The organism is Streptomyces sp. NPDC056222, assembly GCF_042264065.1.
GTDB lineage: Bacteria > Actinomycetota > Actinomycetes > Streptomycetales > Streptomycetaceae > Streptomyces.
The window spans coordinates 1-4800 of the sequence record NZ_JBHJTL010000184.1; the positions used below are offsets into that span (position 1 = coordinate 1).

The 4800-nt window shown below is 70.0% G+C and carries 4 protein-coding genes; 1 reads left to right on the forward strand and 3 read right to left on the reverse strand.

The genetic code is table 11. From position 1 onward, the window contains the following. Window positions 1-117: 117 nt before the first annotated feature. The 3 genes from ACFC0D_RS38080 to ACFC0D_RS38090 all read right to left on the reverse strand — a co-directional run bounded on the left by ACFC0D_RS38080 (window position 118) and on the right by ACFC0D_RS38090 (window position 3662). Complete coding sequence (locus tag ACFC0D_RS38080) at window positions 118-456, reverse strand: P-II family nitrogen regulator (RefSeq protein WP_101390346.1); 339 nt, start codon at window positions 454-456, stop codon at window positions 118-120. Further along, on the reverse strand, window positions 453-1799 hold the full coding sequence (locus ACFC0D_RS38085) for an ammonium transporter (protein WP_376446588.1): 1347 nt from the start codon (window positions 1797-1799) through the stop codon (window positions 453-455). The genes ACFC0D_RS38080 and ACFC0D_RS38085 overlap by 4 nt, the downstream gene beginning before the upstream one ends. A gap of 387 nt (window positions 1800-2186) precedes the next feature. Next, window positions 2187-3662: a hypothetical protein gene (locus tag ACFC0D_RS38090; protein ID WP_376446591.1), complete on the reverse strand. Its 1476-nt coding sequence runs from the start codon at window positions 3660-3662 to the stop codon at window positions 2187-2189. A gap of 416 nt (window positions 3663-4078) precedes the next feature. Here ACFC0D_RS38090 and ACFC0D_RS38095 point away from each other — a divergent pair, with 416 nt between their 5' ends. Then, on the forward strand, window positions 4079-4732 hold the full coding sequence (locus ACFC0D_RS38095; RefSeq protein ID WP_376446594.1) for a bifunctional DNA primase/polymerase: 654 nt from the start codon (window positions 4079-4081) through the stop codon (window positions 4730-4732). The last annotated feature ends 68 nt before the right edge of the window (window positions 4733-4800 follow it).

The window sequence follows — 4800 nt, forward strand, 5'->3', positions numbered from 1 at the left end:
GGCGCCTTCTCGGTGAGAAGGCGCAGCCGGGCCGCCGCGTATCCGCTGGGTCCCGAGTCTTCCGCTTGCGTACTCGTGTCGAGGCTCGTCACCCAGCAGCTCCCTAGTGCTCCGCGCTTACAGTGCGTCCGGACCGCGTTCGCCGGTGCGGACCCGTACGGCGGTCTCGACCGGCACGCTCCACACCTTGCCGTCACCGATCTTGCCGGTTCGGGCGGCCTTGACCACGACATCGATGAGCTGTTCGGCGTCGTCGTCCTCGACGAGCACCTCGATGCGGATCTTGGGGACGAGGTCGACGGTGTACTCGGCACCGCGGTAGACCTCGGTGTGGCCCCGCTGGCGGCCGTAGCCACTGGCCTCGGTGACCGTGAGGCCCTGGACCCCGAAGGCCTGGAGGGCTTCCTTGATCTCGTCGAGCCGGTGCGGCTTCACGACCGCGGTGATGAGCTTCATGCGTCCACCTTCTTGTTCTCCGTGACGGCGGGGGCGGGGGCGGCGGCGGTGCGCGAGGAGGCGCCGCCGCCGGCTCCGCTGAAGTCGTACGCGGTCTCGGCGTGCTCGACCTGGTCGATGCCGGAGACCTCGTCGTCCTCGCTGACCCTCATGCCCATCGTCTTGTCGATGAGCAGCGCGAGGATCGCGGAGGCGATCAGAGAGTAGGCGAGGACGGCGACGACGCCGATGGCCTGCTTGCCGAGCTGCTCGAGGCCGCCGCCGTAGAAGAGGCCCTTGGCGTCGGACTGGACGCCGCCGGTGGCGAAGAAGCCGACGAGCAGGGAGCCGATGACTCCGCCGACGAGGTGGACGCCGATGACGTCGAGGGAGTCGTCGTAGCCGAACTTGTACTTGAGGCCGACGGCCATGGCGCAGACGAGACCGGCGATGGCGCCGATGGCGATCGCGCCGAGCGGGGAGCAGGAGCCGCCGGACGGGGTGATGGCGACGAGGCCGGCGACCGCGCCGGAGGCGGCGCCCAGGGTGGTGAAGGAGCCGTGGCGGATCTTCTCGTAGAGCAGCCAGGCAAGCATGGCGGCGGCGGTGGCGACCTGGGTGTTGACGAACATCACCGCGCCGACGCCGTCGTCGTTGCCGAGCCAGGAGCCCGCGTTGAAGCCGAACCAGCCGAACCAGAGCAGACCGGCGCCGAGCATGACCAGCGGGAGGCTGTGCGGGCGCATCGGGTCCTTCTTGAAGCCGATGCGCTTGCCGATGACGAGGATCACGCCGAGGGCCGCGGCACCGGCGTTGATGTGGACCGCCGTACCGCCGGCGAAGTCGATGACGCCCATCTCGAAGAGCCAGCCGCCGGCGCCCCAGACCCAGTGGGCGACGGGGAAGTAGACGACGGTGACCCAGAGGGCGATGAAGAGGGCCCAGGCCGTGAACTTGACGCGGTCCGCGAGGGCGCCGCTGATCAGGGCGGGGGTGAGGATCGCGAACATCAGCTGGAAGACGGCGAAGACGTACACCGGGATGGTGTAGCCGTCCCACAGCTCGGTGACGCCGATGCCGCTGAGGCCGACGTACTCGGAGGACCAGCCGATGAGCGATCCGGAGTCGGTGCCGAAGGCCATGCTGAAGCCGTAGAGCACCCAGAGGATCGTGACGATCCCGAGGCTGATGAAGCTCATCATCAGCATGTTCAGGGTGGACTTGACGCGGACCATGCCTCCGTAGAAGAAGGCGAGTGCCGGGGTCATCAGCATGACCAGGGCGGAGCAGATGAGCATGAACCCGGTGTTGGCTGCAGACAGCTCGGGGGCTTCTGCGGCCAGGGTCGTGATGGCTGGTGCCATCGGCGTCTCCTCGTCGTCGGTACGGCCTGTGCGGGGGCGGGGCCGAAAAGCGGCTTGGCCGTGAGGGGTGGCCGGTTATGCGCCAGAGATTCGCGCAGCGCGGTTTCCGTCGATGCCGCACGATGTTTCGCCGCAGTGACGAAGGGGTGGGACGTGTTACGCGACTGTGAACGGCAAGGTCACGAACATGTAACGCGCGTACGTCCCGAGACCGCACCCGTCGGTTGAGGAACCACGACGGCGATCAACCACATCCGGGAGAGCGCGCGCCGGTCCAGGCGCAAACGCAGACCGGCCGCGGCAGCGTCCCTGTGTCCTGGCGGCGGGGGAGCCGAGTCGGGCAGTGGGGGACGTCTGTCGCGGCCGGGGTCTGGAGGGTGCCGGTGTTCAGACCGCCTCGGCGGTCTCGGGCAGCAGGGCGGTGAGCCGGTCGGTGAGCTGGACGACCTCGGCGACGTCGCGGAAGTCGCGGGCGGCAGTGTCGACGGTCTTGCGGAGCCGGGTGTTGACGCGCTCGGAGCGGACCCTCCTGGCGACACCGAGGGCCTTCTCGACGAGGCCGGCGGACTGCTCGGGCTCCCGCTTGAGGAGGTGCACGGTGGCCATGCCGATCAGGTTGAGTGCGTACGAACGCTGATGCTCGCTGTCCTTCTCGAAGAGGGCGACGGCCCGCTCCATGACGGGCTCGGCGAGGGAGGCGTACGTCGGGGAGCGTCCGGCGACGTAGGCGAGGTCCCGGTAGGAGTGGGAGTTCTCGCCGTTCAGCTCGGCCTCGGAGAAGAAGCGGATCCAGTCGGGCTCGGGCTCGCCGTCGAGGCCGACGTCGGCGAAGGTGTCCTCGGCCATGCGGACGGCCCGCTTGCACTTGGAGGGCTGGCCCATGTTGGCGTAGGCGCGGGCCTCCATCGCATACAGCATGGCCTGGGTGCGCGGGGTGGCGCAGTCGCGGCTGCCGTACTGGGCGAGGTGGATGAGTTCGAGGGCGTCGTCGGGCCGGCCGAGGTGGATCATCTGGCGGCTCATGGAGGAGAGGATGTACGAGCCGAGCGGCTTGTCGCCCGCTTCCTTGGCGGCGTGCAGGGCGAGGACGAAGTACTTCTGGGCGGTGGGCTGCAGGCCCACGTCGTAGCTCATCCATCCGGCCAGTTCGGCCAGTTCGCCGGCGCACTTGAACAGGCGCTGGGCGGTGGCGGCGGGCTGGGGTTCCTGAAGGAGGTCGGTGACCTCGTGGAGTTGGCCGACCACCGCCTTGCGCCGCAGTCCGCCGCCGCACTGGGCGTCCCACTGGCGGAACATCGCCGTGGTGGATTCGAGGAGGTCCAGCTCGCCCGGGGAGAGGCGGCCGGGGCGTCGGGTGTCGACGGCCGGTTCGGGGCGTTCGGGTTCGCCGGCGGGGGTGGGCACGAGCCAGCGCTGCATGGGCTCGATGAGGGAGGGCCCGGCGGCGAGCGACAGGGCGGAACCGAGGAAGCCTCGGCGGGCGAGCATCAGGTCGCTGCGGGAGAACTCGCTGAGCAGGGCGACGGTCTGGGGTCCTGCCCAGGGCAGGTCGACACCGGAGACGGACGGTGACTGGTGGGCGGTGCGCAGTCCGATGTCCTCGACGGCCACGACGGCGCCGAACCGCTCGGAGAACAGCTCGGAGAGGATCCGCGGGATGGGTTCGCGGGGCTGCTCGCCGTCCAGCCAGCGGCGGACACGGGAGGTGTCGGTGGAGATGTGGTGCGCGCCCATCTGGCGTGCTCTGCGGTTCACTTGGCGTGCCAGCTCGCCCTTCGACCAGCCGCTTCGCACGAACCACGAGCTCAGCTGCTCGTTCGGGCGCTTGCCGGCAGTCGTACCGTCTGCGCCGTTGCCGCCCACAGGAACGCCCCCATCCACGTCGATGCCTCTGTTGCGCGAACCCCTAACAGAATGCCGTGTGTTGCGGCGTTCGTCTGGAGCTTGGACCCCTTCGAACTGGAAAGCGGGTTGCCCCCGGCATACCCACGCGCGCAATGAACTCCGGGGTTCGTGCACCGAAAGTAATCCTACGATCACCCCCTAGCGAGGCGGATTCAAGAAACGCCACCATTCGCCACCCCTTCGAATGAACTCGCCTGCCGCCGAACACGATTCACTTGACATGCGACGACCTGGTTCGGCGGAGTGTTGCGCGAGGAGGCGCGCGCGACGGGCCGCACCACCTCGCCCGCGACGGTACGCCACCCCCGGCGACGGAGCGTGACGACGGTGCTCCGGGTCGTAACCACCGGCGCGTTCGACCCGTTGGAGGGGGCATGGGCTTCACGATCGGCGGCATTCGTGAGATGCGGTCCGGCTCACGACGCCGCGTCCGCACCACAGAGTGCACAGCGGTGGCCGAATACACAGGACTGTGGGGCTGGGACGTGGTCCCCGGAGCACGGGCCGTATCCGGCCAGTGCTCCTGCGGGGATCCTTCCTGTACGGCTCCGGGGGCGCATCCGCTCTCGTTCGCCGCGGAGGTTCCGGCGGGCGCGGGTCTGGACGACGCGACGAAGGCGTGGTCGGAGTATCCGGGGGCGGCGCTGCTGCTGCCGGTGGGCCGGACCTTCGACGTGATCGAGGTTGCCGAGCCGGCGGGGCGTCGGGCGCTGGTCCGGCTGGAACGCATGGGACTGCCGCTGGGCCCGGTCTGCGCGACACCGACGGGACGGGCGTGGTTCTTCGTGGCGCCGGGGGCGGCGGCGGAGCTGCCGCAGCTGCTGTACCGGATGGGCTGGGACGACGCCGACCTGGATCTGCGGGGCCTCGGTCCCGGCGACCATGTGACGGCGCCGCCGTCGGATCTCGGGGGCCTGGGGCCCGTGCGGTGGCTGCGGCCGCCGACGCTGGACGCGGCGGGTGCGCCGCCGCAGGCACGGCTGCTCCTCGGGACCCTGGCGTACATCTGCCATCGCACGCACTTCTAGGCGGCGGGCGCGGGCCCTCGGCCCGAACGGCCCTGGAACGGGCGCGGCCCCGGTCCCACCGGTGGCGC